Genomic DNA, 16,891 nt, shown 5'->3' with positions numbered 1-16,891 from the left:
TGTGGTGCCGCTCGGCGCCACCCGTAGCGAGGTGACGGCATGAGCACGGAGCACCAGGCCCAGCAGGCCCGGGAGCCGCTCGACATCAACGCGCCCGGGGTGACCCGGTTCGACATCGTCCGCGAGGGTGCGCGCCGGGACGACATCGAGATCGTCCACTACGAACCGCAGGTGCAGCCCGGCACCAAGGCCGAGCGTCGCCTCACCCGGTTCGTGGCGGGGATGTTCCTGATCACCGGCCTGGCGGCGACCGCCTTCCTGGCGATCTACATCTGGTGGCCGTGGCAGTACGAGCCGGGCCGTGGCGGCGACAAGTTCTACACCCCGCTGCTCGGCCTCACCCTCGGCGTCGCGCTGCTCGCCGTCGGCTTCGGCATCCTGACCTGGGGCAAGAAGTTGCTGCCCAAGGAGGTCTCGATCCAGGACCGGCACGAGGGCGCGGTGGACGAGGACAGCCGCACCGTCACCGGCCAGACCATGCTCTACATGGCCGACGAACTGGGTGTGAAGCGTCGCCCCCTGCTCGGCATCTCGCTGCTGGCCGGTCTCGCGCCGGTCGGCGCGGTGGTCGCGGCGCCGCTGGTCGGCGGTCTGATCTCCCAGCCGCACAAGAACAACCAGATGTTCACCACCGGCTTCGCGGCGGCCGAGGGCGGCGAGCGGGTCCGCCTGGTCCGCGAGGACGGCCGGCCGGTCCGCCCCGCGGACATCAGCAGCGGTGGCCAGCTGACGGTCTTCCCGGGCATCGAGCACGGCGTGAGCAACCAGCACGCCGACTCGCCGACGCTGCTGATCCACCTGCGGGACTCCGACGCACAGGAGTCGCGCCGGGCGAACGAGCGGATCGGCCACGGCGACTACATGTGGGGCAACTACGCCGCGTACTCCAAGATCTGCACCCACGCTGGCTGCCCCGCGAGCCTGTTCGAGCAGCAGACCAACCGGCTGCTCTGCCCGTGCCACCAGTCCCAGTTCCTGATCACCGACAACGCCCGGCCCGTCTTCGGCCCCGCCAGCCGGCGGCTGCCGCAGTTGCCGATCGAGGTGGACTCCGAGGGCTTCTTCGTGGCGAAGTCCGACTACACCGAGACCGTCGGGCCTGATTTCTGGGAGCGGCCATGAAGCGTCGAAAGTTTGACCTTGCGGCGACGCCGGGCAAGGCCGCGGTGGGAGTGGACGACCGCTTCCAGGTGGCCACCCCGCTGCGCCGGTTGCTGAACAAGGTCTTCCCGGACCACTGGTCCTTCCTCCTCGGCGAGATCGCGCTGTTCTCGTTCGTGGTGCTGCTGCTGACCGGTGTGTTCCTGACCTTCTTCTTCGAGCCCGCCATGACCGAGGTGGTCTACGACGGCAGCTACGCGCCGTTGCAGGGCACGCCGATGTCCGCCGCGTACGCCTCCAGCCTGGACCTGTCGTTCGACGTCCGGGGCGGTCTGGTGATGCGGCAGATGCACCACTGGGCGGCGCTGCTGTTCATGGCCGCGATCGTCGTGCACATGCTGCGGGTCTTCTTCACCGGCGCCTTCCGCAAGCCGCGGGAGACCAACTGGATCATCGGCTCGCTGCTGTTCTGGGTCGGCTTCCTGGCCGGCTTCACCGGTTACTCCCTGCCGGACGATGGCCTGTCCGGCACCGGCCTGCGGATCGCCTCGGCGATCATGCTGTCCATCCCGGTGATCGGCTCCTGGCTCACCTCGTCGATCTTCGGCGGTGAGTTCCCCGGCACGATCATCATCAGCCGGTTCTTCATCGCCCACGTGCTGCTCATCCCGGGCCTGCTGGTCGCGCTGATCAGCGTCCACCTGGGCCTGGTCTTCAAGCAGAAGCACACCCAGTGGCCCGGCCCGGGCCGGACCAACGGCAACGTGGTCGGCGAGCGGATGTTCCCGCGGTACGCGCTGAAGCAGGGCGGCTTCTTCATGGTCGTCTTCGGCGTCATCGCGCTGATGGGCGGTCTGTTCCAGATCAACCCGATCTGGCTGTTCGGTCCGTACGAGGCATGGGTGGTCTCCGCCGCCAGCCAGCCCGACTGGTACGTCATGTTCCTCGACGGCTCGACGCGGCTCATGCCGGCGTGGGAGATCCCCATCCCGATCGGCGACGGGTACGTCATCCCGCCGCTGTTCTGGCCGACGGTGGTGCTGCCCGGCATCCTGGTGGGCCTGTCGACGATGTACCCGTTCCTGGAGGCCCGGCACCTCAAGGACCGCAAGAGCCACAACCTGCTCCAGCGGCCCCGCGACGTTCCGGCCCGGACCGCGGTCGGCGCCATGGCCGTCGCCTTCTACGTCGTGCTGACGCTCTCCGGCGCCAACGACGTGATCGCCGACAAGTTCCAGATCAGCCTCAACGCGATGACCTGGGCCGGCCGGATCGGCCTGCTGGTGGTCCCGCCGCTGGCGTACTACGTCACCTACCGGCTCTGCCTGGGTCTGCAGCAGCACGACCGGGAGGTGCTCGCGCACGGCGTGGAGACCGGCATCATCCGGCGCCTGCCGGACGGCCGGTTCGTCGAGGTGCACCAGCCGCTCAGCGCGGCCGACGGGCACGCGGACGGCCACGGCGAGCTGGAGTACGCCGGCTGGGTGGTGCCGAAGAAGATGAACCGGCTCGGGGCTCTCGGCCCGGCGGTCCGGGGCTTCTTCTACCCGATCGAGAAGCCGGTCGAGGCACCGGTCTCGCCGGGCCACCCGCCCGTCGAGGCCCGGCCGGAGCGCGAGGAGATCGGCAGCGGCGAGAGCCGCCGCTGACCCACCGAACGCACCGTTACGTGGCGCCCGCCGGATTTCCGGCGGGCGCGACGTCGTTTCGGCGTCCCCGCCCATCCGGCCAGGAGTCGGACGGCCACGGCGCGACCGGTCGACCCCGCGCGACGGGCGATCGCAGGAATAACCCCGGTGAGCCGGGTATCCGTGCGGTCCAACGTCTCAAGGGGGGGAAGCATGTTGGGTATCAAACGCCTCGGCCTGTTGGCCGCGCTGGTACTGGTCGGCATTGCGCCGGCCGCGGCCGCGCAGGCCGCGGCACAGCCGTCGACGCAGGACACCCAGTATCTGCAGGCGGTGCACCAGGTCAACCTGTTCGAGATCACCGCCGGTGACCTGGCCCAGCAGAAGGGCCAGAACCAGGGGGTCAAGGACCTGGGCGCGATGTTGAAGACCGACCACACCCAGCTGGACCAGACGGTGCAGCAGACCGCGTCCCAGCTCGGGGTGGAACTGCCGAACGAGCCCAGCGCCGATCAGCAGGCCGTCATCGACCAGCTGAACAACGCCAGCGGCGCGGAGTTCGACCGGCTCTGGGTGACCAGCGAGCTGGCCGGTCACGTCCAGGCCATCCAGGCCACCCAGACGGAGATCTCGCAGGGCTCCGAGCAGTCGGTGGTCCAGTTGGCCCAGACCGCCCTGCCGATCCTGCAGGCGCACTATGACGAGCTGGTCCAGCTCGCCAACCAGCTGGGCATCCCGGTCCCGCAGGCCAGCGCCAGCGGCACGCCCAGCCCGGGCGGCACGGGCACCGAGTCGCCGGCTCCGGGCGGCACCGGCACCGAGTCGCCGGCTCCGGGCGGCACGACCGAGTCGCCGGCTCCGGGCGGCGGCACCACCGAGACGCCGGCTCCGACCGAGAGCTGACGTAGCGGCAGCAGACGGCCGGTCCACCCACGTGGTGGACCGGCCGCCGTGCGTCCCGCACCGGCCGGCGGGTCAGTCGGCGCTGGCCAGGCCGATCGCGAACGCCTCCTCCAGGTCGTGCTGGGAGTACGCGCGGAACGCGATGTGCGACTCGGTGTTGAGCACGCCCGGCACCTTGGAGATGCTGCCCGCGATGACCTGGGCGATCTGGTCGAACTCGCGGACCCGGACGATGGCGATGAGGTCGACGTGCCCGGCCACCGAGTAGACCTCGCTCACGCCGGGAAGGTTGGCCAGGTTCTCCGCGACCTCGGGGATCGCGTCGGTGGCGCAGTCGATCAGCACGATCGCGGTGATCACGGCACATTTCTCCGTTCGTCGGCGTCGTCGCCCATGCTAGATGTTTCCGCCCGGGCCTGGAGGCGGGAGCCGTCGGGGCTCAGTCGTGCGCGGCTGCCGGCACGGTGCAGCCGTCCCCGGCCCGGATCACGTCGCACAGCCGCTCGTCCTCGCGTACCGTCGCGCCCGGCCAGACCACCGTGCGCCGCACGTCGCCGTGCACCCGCGCGCCCGCGCCGACCACCGACTCCACGCAGCGGCCGGTCACCGACGCGGACGGGTCGACCACGGCGCCGCCGGCCGCCGCGTGCAGGTTGGCCGCCAGGTAGTCGGCCGGGGTTCCGGTGTCGTAGAAGGTGCCCCGGTAGGCGACGACCTCCAGCGCGCCGGCCGCCTCGGCGGGCCGCCAGACCGCGCGTACCAGGTCGGAGAAGACCACCGGCAGGTCACGGACCAGCCGCCAGGGCAGCAGCGAGAAGCCGGTGAAGCTGTGCCCGGCGAAGGTGCCCGGAGCCGTCGGGTCCGCGGCCGGCTGACCCAGCAGGCGTACCCGGTGCCCGTCCCAGCCGTCGAGCAGGGCTGCCACGTCCGGGCCCGGGGGAGCGGCAGGATCGGCGAGGTACGCGTCGGCGTTACCGACCAGCACCGGCCGACCGTCGATCCAGTCCCGCAGGTTCGCCACCCCGCCGGCGGTGCCCAGCGGTTCGCCGGGCTCGACCGACAGGTGCGCACGGTCGCCGACGTGTGCGACCACCTGGTCGGCGAGGTAGCAGGCGTTCACCGCGACCCGGCCGGGACCGGCCAGGCCGAGCCCGGCCAGCCGGGCCAGCGCCCGGTCCAGCAGCGGCACGTTGCCCACCGGGCAGAGCGCCTTGGGCACCCGTTCGGTCAGCGGGCGCAGCCGGGTGCCCTCGCCAGCGGCGAGCACCACCGCGCACACCTCCGCCCGCCCGTCGCCCGGCAGGCCGTCAGCCGGCGTGCCGGCCGGCCCGCTCATGGCGTGGTGTCGGGTACCGGCGGCGGGAACTGCCCGGCCAGCGGCCCGATGTCGTAGTAGGCGAGCAGCCGGGCCGTCGGCCAGGTCAGCTTGGGCAGATCGTCGAGCGGGTGCCAGGCGGCCTCGAAGACCTCGGCGCCGTCGACCACCAGCTCGGTGTCGGAGGCCGGCACCTCCGTCTCGAAGACCATGTCCACCCAGCCCTTGGCGTGCACGACCGCGTTCGGCACCGCCGGGCGCAGCCGGGACGGGGGCAGCCGGATGCCCGACTCCTCGTACAACTCGCGGGCCGCGCCGACCACCGGGGCCTCGCCCCGGTCCAGCAGACCGGCGGGCAGCGACCAGCCCTTGCCCGGCGGCTGGCGCAGCAGCAGCAGACGGCCCGCGCCCGCCGCCTCGGCGTCACGGACCAGGGTGACCGCGCCGACGATGTACTTCGGCACGGCCAACCGCACCAGGCGGCGGCGCACCGGCAGGGGCAGCCGGTAGAAAGCCTGGTAGAAGATGGCCCGACCGGTGGCGCGGGAGCGGGGGATCATGACTCCAGGCTAGTGGTCACGAATGTCCCTCGGACGCGCTGGGGCACCGCCGGTCACTGCCGATGGTCGACCAGGTCGATGAGCTGGCGTACCACGGTGTCCGGTTCGATCACCCGGTCGAAGACCGCGACGAGCAGGGTCTCCAGGTCGGGGTAGCCCAGCTCCTCGGAGAGGCGCAGCAGCGGCAGGTCACTGGCGAGACCGCGGTTGTGCTGGCGCAGCGCGAGCCCGATGGTGGCACGGCCGAGGCGAACCTTGTCGCTGATGGTGATGCCCGGCTCGGTGTGCTCGGCGAACCACCGGTTGATCTGCATCTGCGCGTGCGGCGACTTGACGAAGCCGAGCCATTCCCGGCGCGGGCCGCGTGGCGCCACGCCCGCCTCGAAGCCGTTGTCCCCGTCGTTCTCGGTGAAGATCTCGACCACGTCGCCCTCGTCCAGCTCTGAGCTCAGCGGCGCGAGCCGGCCGTTGATCCGGGCGGCGAGGCAGTGGTCGCCGCGCTCGCTGCCCAGCTCGTAGGCGAGGTCGACCGGTGTGGCGCCGGCCGGCAGCACCACCTGCCGCCCGTCGGAGAAGACCTGGATCTGCCCCTCGGCGAGGTCGCAGCGCAGCGACTCGAGGAACTGCGCCGGGTCGGCGGCGTCCGGCTCCCAGTCGAGCACCCGGCGCAGCCAGTCGAGCTGCTCGGCGCGGGCCGCCGCGCTGCTGCTGCCGCTGCGGGGGAAGCGGAAGTCGGCGGCGATGCCGTACTCGGCGGAGCGGTGCATCTCCTCCGTGCGGATCAGCACCTCCACCGTGCGGTCCTGCGGGCCGCAGACGCTGGTGTGCAGGGAGCGGTAGAGGTTGTTCTTCGGCGAGGCGATGAAGTCCTTGAAACGGCCCGGGACCGGTCGCCAGGTGCCGTGGATCGCGCCCAGCGCGGCGTAACAGTCGGTGGCCGGGCCGTCGACCACCACGGCGATGCGCGGCAGGTCGAACGGCGCGGTGTGGCCGCCGGCGACCGTGTCCTTCCAGATCGAGTAGAGGTGCCGGGGTCGGGGGCTCACCTCGGCGTCGACCCGGCTGCGCCGCAGCGCGACCCGTGCGCGCGTGACCACCGACTCCAGGTACGCGTCCCAGCCCGGCCGGTCGTGCACGTGCCGGGCCAGCCGGGCGTGCTCGTCGGGCTCCAGGTGCAGCAGCACCACGTCGTCCAGCTCGCGCTTGAGGGTCTGGATGCCCAGCCGGTCGCAGAGCGGGACGAGCACCTCCTGGGTCTTGCGGGCGATCCGTTCCCGCGACGACGCCGAGCGCACGCCGAGGGTGCGCATGTTGTGCAGCCGGTCGGCCAGCTTGATGATCAGCACCCGGACGTCCTTGGCGGCCGCCACGATCATCTTGCGGATCGTCTCCGCCTCGGCGGCCTTGCCGTAGAACGCCTTGTCGAACTTGGTCACCCCGTCGACCAGGTGGGCCACCTCGCCGCCGAAGTCCTCCGAGAGGGCCTGGAGCGTGTAGCGGGTGTCCTCCACCGTGTCGTGCAGCAGCGCCGCCACCAGGGTGGTGGTGTCCATCCCCAGCTCGGCGCAGATCTGCGCCACCGCGAGTGGGTGGGTGATGTACGGCTCGCCGCTCTTGCGGAACTGCCCGCGGTGCATGTTCTCCGCGATGGTGTAGGCCCGGCGCAGCACGGCCGGATCGGTGCCGGCGTGGATGCCCCGATGGGTCCGGACCAGCTGCGTGACCGGATCGGAGTCGGTGGTCGGCCAGGTGAGCAACGACCGCAGCCGGCGGGTCAGCGGTAGCTCACCGGACTGGGTCGGCAGGGCGCCCCCCAGGGCGGCGCCGTGTCCGGCGTCGACGTCCACGAGGGACACCTCCTCACCCCGGCTCCTCGGCCACCGGAACCCGGCGGTCGGGAGCAGGCCCACGAATCGGGCAGGACTGCACTTCTCTAACAGCCTAAGCGAGTCGACGTAGTCCGATCGGTCACTTGGTCATGAGCGTTCGGTCGAGAGTTGGTGGGACGCGCCGTTCTCGGCCTTCGCCAGCAGGTCACGGAACCGGCCCGCACCACCGACCGGCGACGACCAACCGGAGGACATCTCCACCAGCCGGGTCTCCGGGCGCTCCAACCAGGACAGGATGCGCTCGGACTCCTCGGCGGTGGCCGCCGGCACCGGGCCGTGGCCGCCCGGGACCGTCTCGGCGGTGGCCCGGATGGCGTTGAGCGTGGGTCGCGGATGGACGTTCGGCGGGGACACCCCCGCCCCGGCCAGCCGGCCGTGCCGCACCAGGGCCAGCTCCCAGCCGCCACGCGCGGCCGGCCGGGCCGCGGCCAGCTCGACGATGCCGGTCAGCGCGGCCAACCGCTGCATCCGGACGGTGGCGCGCAGCACGGCCGCCAGCCGGGACCGCACCACCGCCGCCTCCTCGTAGCGCTGGCCGTCGGAGAGCACGTCGATCCGGGCCAGCAGCGCGTCCACCACCTGCTGCGGGTCGCTGGCGGTCGCCGTGCGGAACGGGGCCGCGGCGCGGTGGTCGTACTCCTCGGGGGTGATCTTGTGCTCGCAGGGCGCCGGGCAGCGACCCAGCTCGGCCAGCGCGCAGGCCGGCGTGATGGTCCGCAGCGAGAGCCGGTGCGTGCACTGGCGCAGCGGCACGGCGTCGTGGAAGCCCGCGGCGGCCAGCTCCGCGGCCCGCCGGGAGGTGAACGGCCCCAGGTAGGCGGTGTCGGTGGGGGAGAGGTCGCGGACGATCGACAGCCGGGGGTACGGCCCGTCGGTCAGCTTGAGCCAGACCATCCGCTCCGGGTACTTCGACCGCCGGTTGTACGGCGGGGCGTGCGCGGCGATCAGCCGCAGCTCGCGGACCTCCGCCTCCAGGGAGTGCGCGCACTCCACGGCCTCGACCCGCTCGGCCGCGGCCAGCATCTCGGAGATCCGGGCGCGCTTCTCGCCGGCCGTGAAGTAGCTGCGCACCCGGGTGGCGATGTCGCCGGAGGTGCCGACGTAGAGCGGTCGCTCGTCGGCGGCCCGGAAGATGTAGACCCCCGGAACCTTCGGCAGCCCCTCGGCGAGGTGCCGCTTGCGGCGCTGCGTCGGAGTGACCGCGCGGGCGAACTCGATGGCGTCGCCGACCGTGTCCACCCGGTGCCCACCGAGCCGGCCGATCAGGCCGTGCAGCACGTCGACGGTGGCCTTCGCGTCGTCCAGCGCGCGGTGGGTGGGCTGGGTGGCGGTGCGGAAGTAGGCGGCCAGGGTGCCCAGCTTGCGGTTGGGCACCTCGTCGCGGGTCAGCACCCGGCGGGCCAGCGCCGCCGTGTCCAGCACGCGGGGGTTGGGCCACCGGTAGCCGTGCTTGGCGCAGGCGGCCTTGAGGAAGCCCACGTCGTAGGGAGCGTTGTGGGCCACCAGCACCGCGTCGGCGATGAACTCCAGGAAGCTCGGCAGCACCTGCTCGATCGGCGGCGCGGGCAGCAGCATGGCCTGGGTGATGCCGGTCAGCACGGTGATGAACGGCGGAATCGGCTGCCCCGGGTTGACCAGGGTTGCCAGCACGCCGAGCTGCTCGCCGCCGCGCACCTTGACCGCGCCGATCTCGGTGATGCCGCCGCCGTCGGGCGCGCCCCCGGTGGTCTCCAGGTCGACCACCACGAAGGTGGTCGCGTACAGCGGCAGCGCCGGGTCCACCCCACCCACCGCCGGGTCGAGACCGGCCAGTGACTCCTGGACGTACTCCGCCTGTGCCATCGGCGGCACGCTAGCGCCACGGTCCGACACTCCCGTCGCAGCGGTCCCACGAGTCACCATGGGGGCTAGGATGAGAGATCGGCTCACTCACCGGGCGGTGGGCCCGGTCGCGGTGGGAGACTTGCCACATGCCCCTCACCGAGCCGTCCGACGACCACCTCCCGCAGGAGGATCCGGTCGTGTTCGACGGTGCCGCGGGCGACCCGGACGACAACGTAGTCACCGGGACATCGGGCACATCCGACCCGGTGACACCGGGCGACGGGCACGCGGTCGAGCCCGAGCCGACCCTGCCCGAGCCGGTCCGTCAGCGGATCGTGGCAATGACCGCCGCGGTGCTGCCCGGGCTGCCCGCCGACGAGGTGCCGGTGCCGCTGCGCCGGGTGGCCAAGTTCGCCCCGAACCGGCGGGCCCGGCTCGGCGCGCCCGCCATCGCCGCCCAGCTCACCGCCGATCCGCTGTTCCGGCAGCGGGTCACCGCGCGGGTGCTGGCCGACGCCGGAGACCTCGGCGGGGCCGTGGTCGAGGGCACCGCGCCGGCCGCCGCCGACCCGGTCGAGGTGGCCGCACTGGCCTACCTGGCCCGACCGCGCGGCTGGCGGGAGCTGATCGACGCCAGCGGTGCGGCGGTCCGCGCCGAGGCCGACAGCGCGGTCGTCGCCGAGCTGGTCCGCGAGGCCGAGCAGCGGGCCACCCGCGCCGAGCACGACCGGGCGGTCGCCCGGGTCGAGGCGGAGAAGCTCCGCGACGAGCTCGCCCGCGTCCGGGAGGAGCTGGGCCAGCTCCGCGAGGAGTCCCGGCAGTTGGCCCGCACCCTGCGGGAGACCCAGGCCCGCGAACGCAGGGCCACCGAGCTGCTGGCCACCGAACGCGGCCGGGCCGCACGCGCCAGCGCCGACGTGGACGCCGAGCTCCGCCGGGCCCGCGCCCGGCTGGCCGAGGCCGAGGCCGCCGCCGGGGTGGCCCGGGCCAGCGCCAAGGAGGCCCGCTCGGTCGACGACGCCCGGCTCTGGCTGCTGCTGGAGACCATCGGCCAGGCCGCCGTCGGGCTGCGCCGGGAGCTGGCACTGGACCCGGTCGACAAGCTCCCCGCCGATTTCGTCGCCGACGCGTTCGCCGAGCAGCCCGGCACCGCGCCGGCCGGCCCGTCCGCGCGTGCCCGGGACACCGACGACCCGGCCCGCCTCGACCAGCTGCTCGCCCTGCCCCGGGCGCACCTGGTGGTGGACGGCTACAACGTCACCAAGCGCGGCTTCGGCGAGATGTCGCTGGAGCAGCAGCGCAAACGCCTGATCACCGGGCTCGGCGGGATCGCCGCGCAGACCGGCGACGAGGTCACCGTGGTCTTCGACGGCGCCGAGCGGATGCACGGGCTGCCGCCGGCGCCGCGCGGCGTACGGGTGCTCTTCTCCCGCAAGGGGGAGACCGCCGACGAGCTGATCCGGCGGCTGGTCCGGGCCGAGCCGGCGGGCCGTCCGGTCGTCGTGGTCTCCTCCGACCGCGAGGTCGCCGACGGGGTACGCCGGCACGGGGCGTACCCGCTGGGAGCCGACTCGCTGCTGCGGCGCCTCGCCCGTTCCTGACGCCCGCTCGCGTCGGCCGTGATACCCCGATATCGCTGATCTGGAGTCGATCTCTCCCTCAAACGGCCGCTCGGGGCGGTTGTCCGGGTTTCTGTCATACCCGGTGGCTAGCGTCGATGTGACCGACGGTGCTCGGCCGGCGACGACACTGTGCCGGCCGTTCATCGCGAACGGATCAGGAGGCGTGATGCTCATCGACTGCGACGGGTGCGCGAGGCGGGCGGACGGATGTTCCGACTGCCTGGTGGCCGCCCTGTTCGACGAGGATTCCCCGACGGCCGGGCTGGCCGCCGCCGAGATCCAGGCGATCGAGGTGTTCGCCCGGGCCGGCTTCGACGTGGACGTGCTGTCCGCGCCCGCACGCCCGGGGGCCGCCCGCCGGCGCGCCCCGCGCCGCGTGGCCTGACCCCAACACCGCGCCCGGAGCGGGCTTTTCGCGGGCCATAGGATGGGCGGTCACGGCGGGAGGAGCGGCCAGATGAGCGGGGTACGACGCGACGACGGCGCGCCTGCCGGCAACGGTGAGGAAGCCCGCGCAGCGGCGGGTACGGCGGTGTGCCGGTGACCCCGCGCGGCTGGGCGCTGCTGACCCTGGCCGGGTTGACGCTCGCCCTGCTGGTGACGGCCGCGCTGCTCGTCCCGTGGCACCGGCCGCCGGCGCCCCGGGCCGACCAGCTCGCCGCGCTGCGTGACCTGCCCGCCGACCAGGTGGCCCGGGGGCGGGAGTTCCGCGCCGCGTTGCGCCCCGGCGGCTACACGGCGCTCGCCGTGGGCCTGTTGGTCGCCCTCGCGCTCGGGCTGACCCCGCTGGGCAGCCGCCTGGTCGAGCTGGCGGGCCGGCCGTTCGGCGGGCACTGGGCCGCGCAGGCGGTGCTCGGCGGGCTGGCCGTGGTGCTCGTCGCCGACCTGGTCACCCTCCCGTTCGCCGCCTGGCGGCAGAGCGTCCTCACCCGCTACGGGCTGAGCACCAACGGCTGGGGCGGCTGGGCGGTGGACCTGCTCAAGTCGTACGCGGTCAGCGCCGTGATCGGTGCGGTGGCGCTGTTCGGCTTCTACGCGGTCATCCGGCTCGCCCCGCGCTGGTGGTGGGCGTTCGGCGCGGCCGGCGCGGCCCTGCTGGTGGTGCTCCTGTCGTTCGTGCTGCCGGTGCTCGTGGAGCCGGTGTTCAACCGGTTCACCCCGCTGGAGCAGGGGCCGCTGCGCACCGAGCTGATCAGCATGGCCGCCCGCGACGGGGTTCCGGTGCGCGACGTGCTGGTCGCCGACGCCTCCCGCCGGACCAGGGCCGTCAACGCGTACGTCTCCGGTCTCGGGCCGACCCGGCGGGTGGTGGTCTACGACACGCTGCTGCGCGAGGCCACCCCCGCCGAGGTGACCGCCGTGGTGGCACACGAGCTGGGGCACGCGAAGGACCGGGACGTCACGGTCGGCACGTTGACCGGGGCGCTGGGGGCCGCCGCCGCGGTGGTGGCGCTCTACCTGCTCGGCTCGTGGGGGCCGCTGCTGCGGCTGGCCGGTGTCGACTCGGTCGCCCAACCGCGCGCGTTCCCGCTGCTGGTCGCCCTGGTCACGGTGGCCGGGCTGCTCGCCGCGCCGGTGCAGGCGCTGATGTCCCGACGGGTCGAGGCGCGGGCTGACGCGCACGCGCTGGCGCTGACCGGCGACCCGGCGGCCTTCGAGTCGATGCAGCGCCGGCTCGGCTCGATCAACCTCGGCGATCCCGATCCGCCTCGCTGGGAGTACCTCTACTCGGCCACGCATCCGTCCACCGTGGAGCGGATGGCCGCTGCCCGCGCGTACGCCCGGGAGGCCGGCCGATGAGCCGAACACTGCTGATCACCAACGACTTCCCGCCCCGCCCGGGCGGGATCCAGTCCTTCGTGCACAACCTGGCGGTGCGCCAGCCGGCCGGCTCGGTGGTCGTCTATGCGTCGAGCTGGCGGGGGGCGGCGAAGTTCGACGCCGACCAACCGTTCGAGGTGATCCGGGAACGCACCCGGGTGCTGCTGCCCACCCCGCTGATCGCCCGCCGGGCGGCCCGGTTGGCCCGCGAGTACGACTGCGACACGGTGTGGTTCGGGGCGGCCGCCCCGCTCGGCCTGCTCGCCGCCGGTCTGCGCCGGCGGGCCGGGGTGCGCCGGGTGGTGGCCCAGACCCACGGCCACGAGGTCGGTTGGGCGGCGCTGCCGGCCGCCCGGCCGGCGCTGCGGCGCATCGGTCGAGGTGTCGACGTCACCACCTACCTGGGCGAGTACACCCGCACCCGGCTGGCCCGGGTGCTCGACGGGCTGACCGAGCTGCGCCGGCTGGCGCCCGGCGTGGACGTGGACACCTATCACCCGACCGTCGACGGCGAGCACGTCCGGTCGCGGCTGGGGCTGGCCGACCGGCCGGTGGTGGTCTGCGTGTCCCGGCTGGTGCCGCGCAAGGGCCAGGACATGCTGATCCGGGCACTGCCGGAGATCCGTCGCCGGGTGCCCGACGCGGCGCTGCTGATCGTGGGCGGCGGCCCGTACCGGGCGACCCTGGAGAAACTGGCCCGGCAGGCCGGGGTGGAGCGGGACGTGGTCTTCACCGGTTCGGTGCCGGCGGCCGAGTTGCCGGCGCACTACGCGGCCGGCGACGTCTACGCGATGCCCTGCCGCACCCGCAACCGTGGTCTGGACGTGGAAGGGCTCGGCATCGTCTACCTGGAGGCGTCCGCGACCGGTCTGCCGGTGGTGGCCGGCGACTCCGGCGGCGCACCGGACGCGGTCCGCGAGGGGGAGACCGGCTACGTGGTAGGCGGCCGGGACGTCGCCCAGCTCGCCGACCGGGTGGCCCGGCTGCTCGCCGACCGGGATCTGGCCCGCCAGTTGGGCGCGGCCGGTCGGGCGTGGGTGGAGCGGGAGTGGCGCTGGGAGGCGCAGGCGCAGCGGATGGCGGCTCTGCTCGCGGGTTGACCGCCGGCCCGTTCAGCCGCGGGGCTCCGCGCGTCTGGGTGCGTAGCGGGGGACGTACTCCTGGCCGGTGAGCCGTTGGATGGCCGCCATCACCTCGTCGGTGACCGTCCGGATGTCGCGTGGACCGTTGATCCGGCCGGCGACCGGGATCGGCGGGCCGAACCGCAGGGTGACCGGGTGCCGGCGGGGCCACCGCGCGTCGACCGGCAGCACCTCGGCGGTGCCGAGCGCGCCGACCGGGACGATCGGCACCCCGGCGTCGCGGGCCAGCCGGGTCATCCCGGTCCGGCCCCGGTAGAGCCGCCCGTCGGGGGAGCGGGTGCCCTCCGGGTAGATGGCGACCAGGCCGCCGGAGCGCAGCACCGGCACGGCGGCGTCGAGGGCGCTGAGCGCGGCCCGGCCGTTGGCGCGCTCGACGGGGATGGCGCCCATGCCGGCGACGATGCGACGGTTGAGCCAGCCGCCCGGGCCGCGGCCGTTGAAGTACTCGACCTTCGCCCAGAACGTGACGTGCCGTGGTGCCGCGCAGACGAGGAACAGCTCGTCGGCGACCGAGAGGTGGTTGCCGGCGAGGATCGCGCCGCCGTGCCGGGGCAGATGCTCCAGCCCCTCCACGCGGGGCCGCCAGCCCAGCCGCAGCGTCGCGCCGACGGTCAGCCTGGTGAGGTCGTACAGCAGGGGCACGGGCCCTCCGTTTTACGCGGGTGGACGGTTCGGTCGGGGGCGGGGCCGAGGTGGGCGTCCAGGGCGGCGCGCAGCAGGTCGCCGTCGTCGGTGGCGCCGGTGGCCAGCGGCAGGCTGCCCCAGGCCCAGAGTTGGGCGATGCCGTGCAGGTTGGCCCAGAGCGCGCCGGCCAGCACCGGGGTGGGCGCGTCGGTCGGCCGGCGCAGTTGGGCCACCAGGTCGGTCAGGACGGCGAACAGGGGCAGGCTCGTCTCGCGCAGCCGGAGCCGGCCGGTGGCGAGCAGGTCGTGCCGGAACATCAGCTCGAACATGCCGCGGTGTGCGGCGGCGAAGTCCAGGTACGTCCGGCCGAGCGCGGTCAGCCGGGCGCGCGGGTCGGTGCCGGCGTGGCGCATCGTCTCGTCGACCCGGGCGGTGAGGTCGGCGAAGCCTTCCCGGGCGATGGCCGAAAGCAGGTCGACGTGGGTGGGGAAGTAGCGGCGTGGTGCGCCGTGGGAGAGGCCGGCCCGGCGGGCGATCTCCCGCAGCGACACCGCCGACTGGCCCTCGCGCAGCACCAGGTCCACCCCGGCGGCCACCAGCCGCGCCCGGACGCCCCCGTCCTCGCTCATAGACAGTGTCTACCAGGCGGGGTAGACGTTGTCTACGGACAAAGGTCGGTGACAAGCGGCAGCCGGCACCTCACGTCGCCCGCGTAGACGAGGGTGCGGACGCGCCCCGGCGCGGTGTCAGCGGATGAGGGTTAGGATCCGGTCGGCGGGGGCCGGCCGACCGAAGTGCCAGCCCTGGGCGGCGTCACAGCCGATCGCCCGCAGCCGCTCGGCCTGCCCGGCCGTCTCCACACCCTCGGCGGTGACCGTCAGGTCCAGGGCGTGCGCCAGCGAGACCAGCGAGGCGAGGATCCGCTCGTCGGTGCGCCCGACCGCCGGCGACTGCAGCCCGGCCACGAACTCCCCGGCCACCTTCAGCTCGGTCACCGGCAGGTCCCGCAGGTACGCCAGGTTGCTGTAACCGGTGCCGAAGTCATCGATGGCGATCCGCACCCCGAGGTCGGCCAGCACCCGCAGGGCACGCACCGGCTCCTCGGCGGTGTTCATCATCGTGCTCTCGGTGATCTCCAGCTGGAGCCGCTCCGGCGGCAGGCCCGTCTGCGTCAGCAGGGCGCAGACCTCCTGCACCAGCCCCGGCCGGTGCACCTGCCGGACCGCCAGGTTGACGCTCACGAACGGCGCCGCCGCACCGCCGGCGGACCAGGCCTTCGCCTCGCGGCACGCCTCGGCCAGCACCCACCCGCCCAGTTGCACGATGAGACCGGTCTCCTCGGCCAGCCCGATGAAGCTGTCCGGCCGCAGCACCCCCAGCTCCGGGTGCCGCCAGCGGACCAGAGCCTCCACGCCGATCAGCCGCCCGTCGCGCAGTGACGTCAGCGGCTGGTAGTCGAGGTAGAACTCGCCCCGCTCCAACGCCGCCGGGATGGCCGCGGAGAGCGCGTACCGGGCCAGCTCGCGCCGGTTGCGCTCGGCGTCGTAGAGCGCCCAACGCGCCCCGCCGGCCGACTTCGCCCAGTGCAGGGTGCTGTCGGCGGCCCGCATCAGGTCACCGGGGTTGGCACCGGCCACCCGCCGCTCGACGATGCCCAGGCTCGCCGAGACCTGAAGCTCGTGCCCGTCGACCAGCGCCGGTGTCCGCACCGCCTCCAGCGCGGCCTCGGCCACCTTCACCATGTCGTCGGTGCCACCGGTGCTCTCCACCAGGATGACGAACTCGTCCCCGCCCAGCCGGGCGACCAGGTGCTCACCGAGGGCCTCGCACAGCCGCTCGGCCACCGTGGTCAGCAGCCGGTCACCGATCTGGTGCCCCAGGGTGTCGTTGACGACCTTGAACCGGTCCAGGTCGAGGAAGCACACCCCGATCCGCCGCGCGCCCCGGCCCGGCTCGTTCAGCGCGGCGGTGAGCCGCTCGGTGAACAGCGTCCGGTTGGGCAGGCCGGTGAGCGGGTCGTGGGTGGCCTGGTGGCGGAACCGGGCCTCGCTGGCCCGCAGCGCACGCTCGGCGTGCGTCCGGGCCATCATGGCGGCCCGGCGGATCGACTCCTGCTCGTCGAGCGTCCGGTCGCGTAACGCGCGGGCGTAGCCGGTCGCCACGGCGGCCAGCAACCGCGCCATCCGGTCCTCGACGTCCTCGGCCACCAGGCCCAGGTCGCGCACCAGCCGGAGCTGGATGACCTCGACGGTACGGCCCAGCCCTTCCGCGGACGCGATGTGCGCCGCGACCATCTCGGCGCCGACGCGGTGCCCGGCGCGCAGGTCGAACGGCTCGGCGAGCAGCGCACCGGCCAGTTGCCCGGTGAGCCGGTGCAGCAGGCTTTCGAGCTGCGCCTGGGTCATCGGCAGGTAGCTGGTCCCGGAGACCGCCTTGGCCCACGCCCGGGCGAACGTGCCCGG

The 16,891-nt window shown here is 73.6% G+C and carries 15 protein-coding genes; 7 read left to right on the top strand and 8 right to left on the bottom strand.

The window, feature by feature from the left end; genetic code table 11:
• The first annotated feature begins 39 nt into the window (after nucleotides 1-39).
• The 3 genes from qcrA to ACTWLT_RS22780 all read left to right on the top strand — a co-directional run bounded on the left by qcrA (nucleotide 40) and on the right by ACTWLT_RS22780 (nucleotide 3,632).
• Nucleotides 40-1,122, top strand: a complete 1,083-nt coding sequence (gene qcrA, locus ACTWLT_RS22790; RefSeq protein WP_445320142.1) for a cytochrome bc1 complex Rieske iron-sulfur subunit — start codon at nucleotides 40-42, stop codon at nucleotides 1,120-1,122.
• Nucleotides 1,119-2,750: a cytochrome bc1 complex cytochrome b subunit gene (gene qcrB, locus ACTWLT_RS22785; protein ID WP_445320141.1), complete on the top strand. Its 1,632-nt coding sequence runs from the start codon at nucleotides 1,119-1,121 to the stop codon at nucleotides 2,748-2,750. Before qcrA ends, qcrB begins: the two co-directional genes overlap by 4 nt.
• Before the next feature lie 192 nt (nucleotides 2,751-2,942).
• The gene (locus tag ACTWLT_RS22780; RefSeq protein ID WP_445320140.1) at nucleotides 2,943-3,632 is read left to right on the top strand and encodes a DUF4142 domain-containing protein; all 690 of its coding nucleotides are present in this window, start codon (nucleotides 2,943-2,945) and stop codon (nucleotides 3,630-3,632) included.
• 72 nt (nucleotides 3,633-3,704) lie between these two features.
• On the opposite strand, the gene ACTWLT_RS22775 is transcribed toward ACTWLT_RS22780, so the two are convergent.
• From ACTWLT_RS22775 to ACTWLT_RS22755, 5 genes are all read right to left on the bottom strand, one after another.
• Complete coding sequence (locus ACTWLT_RS22775; protein WP_074313163.1) at nucleotides 3,705-3,992, bottom strand: Lrp/AsnC family transcriptional regulator; 288 nt, start codon at nucleotides 3,990-3,992, stop codon at nucleotides 3,705-3,707.
• A gap of 79 nt (nucleotides 3,993-4,071) precedes the next feature.
• Complete coding sequence (locus ACTWLT_RS22770) at nucleotides 4,072-4,968, bottom strand: nucleotidyltransferase family protein (protein WP_445320139.1); 897 nt, start codon at nucleotides 4,966-4,968, stop codon at nucleotides 4,072-4,074.
• Nucleotides 4,965-5,507: an NUDIX hydrolase gene (locus ACTWLT_RS22765; RefSeq protein WP_252419601.1), complete on the bottom strand. Its 543-nt coding sequence runs from the start codon at nucleotides 5,505-5,507 to the stop codon at nucleotides 4,965-4,967. The genes ACTWLT_RS22770 and ACTWLT_RS22765 overlap by 4 nt, the downstream gene beginning before the upstream one ends.
• 53 nt (nucleotides 5,508-5,560) lie before the next feature.
• Nucleotides 5,561-7,354 (bottom strand): RelA/SpoT family protein, encoded by a 1,794-nt coding sequence (locus ACTWLT_RS22760; RefSeq protein WP_445320175.1) that lies wholly within the window; start codon nucleotides 7,352-7,354, stop codon nucleotides 5,561-5,563.
• Between the two features lie 129 nt (nucleotides 7,355-7,483).
• The gene (locus tag ACTWLT_RS22755) at nucleotides 7,484-9,238 is read right to left on the bottom strand and encodes a DEDD exonuclease domain-containing protein (RefSeq protein WP_445320138.1); all 1,755 of its coding nucleotides are present in this window, start codon (nucleotides 9,236-9,238) and stop codon (nucleotides 7,484-7,486) included.
• Nucleotides 9,239-9,366: 128 nt separating this feature from the next.
• Here ACTWLT_RS22755 and ACTWLT_RS22750 point away from each other — a divergent pair, with 128 nt between their 5' ends.
• From ACTWLT_RS22750 to ACTWLT_RS22735, 4 genes are all read left to right on the top strand, one after another.
• Nucleotides 9,367-10,821 (top strand): NYN domain-containing protein, encoded by a 1,455-nt coding sequence (locus ACTWLT_RS22750; protein WP_445320137.1) that lies wholly within the window; start codon nucleotides 9,367-9,369, stop codon nucleotides 10,819-10,821.
• 187 nt (nucleotides 10,822-11,008) lie between these two features.
• Nucleotides 11,009-11,227, top strand: a complete 219-nt coding sequence (locus ACTWLT_RS22745; RefSeq protein ID WP_445320136.1) for a hypothetical protein — start codon at nucleotides 11,009-11,011, stop codon at nucleotides 11,225-11,227.
• 155 nt (nucleotides 11,228-11,382) lie between these two features.
• Nucleotides 11,383-12,642: a M48 family metallopeptidase gene (locus ACTWLT_RS22740; protein ID WP_445320135.1), complete on the top strand. Its 1,260-nt coding sequence runs from the start codon at nucleotides 11,383-11,385 to the stop codon at nucleotides 12,640-12,642.
• Entirely contained in the window at nucleotides 12,639-13,763 is a 1,125-nt protein-coding gene (locus ACTWLT_RS22735; RefSeq protein WP_445320134.1) for a glycosyltransferase family 4 protein, read from the top strand. The genes ACTWLT_RS22740 and ACTWLT_RS22735 overlap by 4 nt, the downstream gene beginning before the upstream one ends.
• Before the next feature lie 12 nt (nucleotides 13,764-13,775).
• Here the strand turns inward: ACTWLT_RS22735 and ACTWLT_RS22730 are convergent, their stop codons facing one another.
• The 3 genes from ACTWLT_RS22730 to ACTWLT_RS22720 all read right to left on the bottom strand — a co-directional run bounded on the left by ACTWLT_RS22730 (nucleotide 13,776) and on the right by ACTWLT_RS22720 (nucleotide 16,834).
• On the bottom strand, nucleotides 13,776-14,447 hold the full coding sequence (locus ACTWLT_RS22730) for a lysophospholipid acyltransferase family protein (RefSeq protein WP_445320133.1): 672 nt from the start codon (nucleotides 14,445-14,447) through the stop codon (nucleotides 13,776-13,778).
• Nucleotides 14,417-15,058 (bottom strand): TetR/AcrR family transcriptional regulator, encoded by a 642-nt coding sequence (locus ACTWLT_RS22725; protein ID WP_445320132.1) that lies wholly within the window; start codon nucleotides 15,056-15,058, stop codon nucleotides 14,417-14,419. Before ACTWLT_RS22725 ends, ACTWLT_RS22730 begins: the two co-directional genes overlap by 31 nt.
• A 117-nt stretch (nucleotides 15,059-15,175) precedes the next feature.
• Complete coding sequence (locus ACTWLT_RS22720; RefSeq protein WP_445320174.1) at nucleotides 15,176-16,834, bottom strand: putative bifunctional diguanylate cyclase/phosphodiesterase; 1,659 nt, start codon at nucleotides 16,832-16,834, stop codon at nucleotides 15,176-15,178.
• Nucleotides 16,835-16,891: the final 57 nt, after the last annotated feature.

The organism is Micromonospora yongxingensis (assembly GCF_052601155.1).
Note: the sequence above shows the minus strand (reverse complement) of the source record. Positions and strands in the feature narration are given on the sequence as shown.

What these genes read in the sequence shown, in the direction of transcription:
- qcrA (WP_445320142.1), top strand. Translation starts at nt 40, where the DNA reads ATGAGCACGGAGCACCAGGCCCAGCAGGCCCGGGAGCCGCTCGACATC.
- qcrB (WP_445320141.1), top strand. Translation starts at nt 1,119, where the DNA reads ATGAAGCGTCGAAAGTTTGACCTTGCGGCGACGCCGGGCAAGGCCGCG.
- ACTWLT_RS22780 (WP_445320140.1), top strand. Translation starts at nt 2,943, where the DNA reads ATGTTGGGTATCAAACGCCTCGGCCTGTTGGCCGCGCTGGTACTGGTC.
- ACTWLT_RS22770 (WP_445320139.1), bottom strand. Translation starts at nt 4,968, where the DNA reads ATGAGCGGGCCGGCCGGCACGCCGGCTGACGGCCTGCCGGGCGACGGG.
- ACTWLT_RS22765 (WP_252419601.1), bottom strand. Translation starts at nt 5,507, where the DNA reads ATGATCCCCCGCTCCCGCGCCACCGGTCGGGCCATCTTCTACCAGGCT.
- ACTWLT_RS22755 (WP_445320138.1), bottom strand. Translation starts at nt 9,238, where the DNA reads ATGGCACAGGCGGAGTACGTCCAGGAGTCACTGGCCGGTCTCGACCCG.
- ACTWLT_RS22750 (WP_445320137.1), top strand. Translation starts at nt 9,367, where the DNA reads ATGCCCCTCACCGAGCCGTCCGACGACCACCTCCCGCAGGAGGATCCG.
- ACTWLT_RS22745 (WP_445320136.1), top strand. Translation starts at nt 11,009, where the DNA reads ATGCTCATCGACTGCGACGGGTGCGCGAGGCGGGCGGACGGATGTTCC.
- ACTWLT_RS22735 (WP_445320134.1), top strand. Translation starts at nt 12,639, where the DNA reads ATGAGCCGAACACTGCTGATCACCAACGACTTCCCGCCCCGCCCGGGC.
- ACTWLT_RS22725 (WP_445320132.1), bottom strand. Translation starts at nt 15,058, where the DNA reads ATGAGCGAGGACGGGGGCGTCCGGGCGCGGCTGGTGGCCGCCGGGGTG.
- ACTWLT_RS22720 (WP_445320174.1), bottom strand. Translation starts at nt 16,834, where the DNA reads ATGACCCAGGCGCAGCTCGAAAGCCTGCTGCACCGGCTCACCGGGCAA.